The sequence below is a fragment of the Flavobacterium sp. genome (assembly GCF_043720215.1).
In the GTDB taxonomy this organism is placed as follows: Bacteria; Bacteroidota; Bacteroidia; order Flavobacteriales; family Flavobacteriaceae; genus Flavobacterium.
This window is the reverse complement of sequence record NZ_JAYSSZ010000035.1, coordinates 1-2,205: the sequence shown is the minus strand read 5'-3', so window position 1 is coordinate 2,205 and position 2,205 is coordinate 1. Positions and strand designations below refer to the sequence as shown.

Below are 2,205 nucleotides of genomic sequence, written 5' to 3'. Positions count from 1 at the left end.
ATCACCTGTTTGGATGGATATAGATTATAGCCGGACACTTCAATATCGCTCAGGAAGGGATGGAAATGACGAAAAACACATTTGCCCTTTACAATTAGATACAATTGAAAGAATCCTGCATTTATATTCCAATGAAGGCGAAACGGTTATAAGCTATTTTGGAGGGATTGGATCTGAGGGTTGTTCTGCAATTAAAATGAACCGAAAAAGCATTTCTATTGAGTTAAAGGAAAGCTATTTTAATCTAAATGCCAACAATCATAAATCATTTGTTGAAGAAAAAGAATCTGTTATGCAGTTATTTTAACACATTACGCTACCGAGTTTCGAATCGTAGGGATTTCAAATAATGATACGGTAGTAAGAACGGTGGGAGGAAACTCCGAAAGTCTTGTGATGGAATCAGGAGCCGTTTATTCTTTACATTTTACAACGTTTGTATTACTTTTTTAGTATCTTTGCAGTCAGAAAAATTACGTTCATAGAATTTATACAGTTATACGGCAGGATAACGAATCATAATAGTTTGAAATCGGAAGAAATCAAACATATACGATTAAGCCCCATTTGGTCTGCCGACTATTTGGGGCTTTTTCGTTTTTATATCATGAATATTTCTACAAGAAAAAAAATAAAATCGTTTGATAGGGCTTTTTTATTTCTAAAATATAACTATAAATGTTTTTTTTGCTCATACAGTTTTTCAGTTAAAGGATATTACGATGGGAAAAACACTCTTTACGATGGAGTTAGATTATTAGAAATAGACCACATTATACCAATATCAAAAGGAGGTTTAGACACAATAGAAAACAAACAGGTATTATGCAATATTTGCAATGCTAAAAAACATAATAAAATTCAAAATGGCTAAAAACTTTCCATATTTTAAATTTACAGTAACGGAATGGATGACAGGAGATATTGTTTTTGAAGAATTTGATACGCAAGGTCTATTTATTAATCTATGTGCTTTATATTGGCAAAGAGATGGTCGATTGTCAATCGAAGATATTAATAAGCGATTTAAAAATCCTACACAATTACCAAAATTAACCGACCGCTTTATTTCGGTAAATGAAGGGTTTATATCTATACATTTTCTTGATGAACAATTAGTTGAAGCTAATCACATTTCAAAGGTAAATTCTAAAAATGGGAGTTTAGGGGGTCGGTCAAAAGCATTGAAAACATTAGAAAATAAACCGGTCGCTAACCGACCGATAACCGACCGCATACCGAAAAAAAGCAAACAAGAAGAAGAACAAGAAGAAGAACAAGAAGAAGAACAAATTAAAAAGGTTGATTTTATTGTTTTTTGGAATTTGTACAATAAAAAAGAAGGTGATAAAAACGGATGTACAAAAAAATGGAATAGTTTAGATTTAACTGAACAGGAAAAAATAATAAATACACTTCCTGCATTCATTTCTAAAATAAGGGATAAACAATTTCAACCACTTCCTGCCACGTATTTAAATCAAAGAAGGTGGAATGACGAAATAACAGAAACAACTTTTAACGACCGTAAAATGGTATCATTTTACAATGCACAAGGTAAATTTCAAGCACTTAAAACACTTTCAGAAATTGAACTAATGCAACAAAATAGCTATTTCACAATTACAAAAATTGATTAATTATGGAGTTGAAAGTTATAAATTTAGCAGATAAAAAAGAGTACGTTATTTCGGTAAATAAAACAGGGGAAAATCAAATGCTTTGCCCTGTTTGCTCACACGATAGGAAAAACAAAACTGCAAAAGTTTTTTCATTTAACGGACAAAAGAACGCAGGAAGGTGCAACCATTGTCAAGTTGTTTTGGTAGAAAAAAAAGAGTTTGAGCCAAAAGTTAAAGAAATCGTTTATAAGCAACCTTTATTCAAAAGCAATACAAACTATTCACCCAACGTGGTAAAGTTCTTTACGGAGCGCAAAATAGATGAAAAAACACTATTAGAGTTAAAAGTTACTGAGTCTATTGAGTGGATGCCAAAAGCAAAAACAGAAGTAAAGGCAGTAAATTTTAATTACTTCCGAAATGGCGAACTTGTAAATGTAAAGTATAGAGGGGCAAACAAAGACTTTAAGCTATTTAAAGATGCTGAATTGATATTTTATAACCTTGATTGTGCAATTGATAACGAAACTATTATAATTGTTGAGGGTGAAATGGATTGTTTGTCATTAATCCAAAGTGGTTA

Annotated in this window: 4 protein-coding genes; all 4 read left to right on the top strand. The window is 31.5% G+C overall.

Features of this window, described 5'->3' with window-relative positions:
• The coding region (locus ACHZC3_RS01455; RefSeq protein WP_394758098.1) for a DNA methyltransferase at positions 1–307 on the top strand (307 nt) is incomplete at its 5' end.
• 300 nt (positions 308–607) lie between these two features.
• Positions 608–874 (top strand): HNH endonuclease, encoded by a 267-nt coding sequence (locus ACHZC3_RS01450; RefSeq protein WP_394758099.1) that lies wholly within the window; start codon positions 608–610, stop codon positions 872–874.
• Entirely contained in the window at positions 867–1,640 is a 774-nt protein-coding gene (locus ACHZC3_RS01445; protein WP_394758097.1) for a hypothetical protein, read from the top strand. Before ACHZC3_RS01450 ends, ACHZC3_RS01445 begins: the two co-directional genes overlap by 8 nt.
• Before the next feature lie 2 nt (positions 1,641–1,642).
• Positions 1,643–2,205 (top strand): toprim domain-containing protein (locus ACHZC3_RS01440; protein WP_394758096.1); only part of this gene is annotated, 563 nt, incomplete at its 3' end.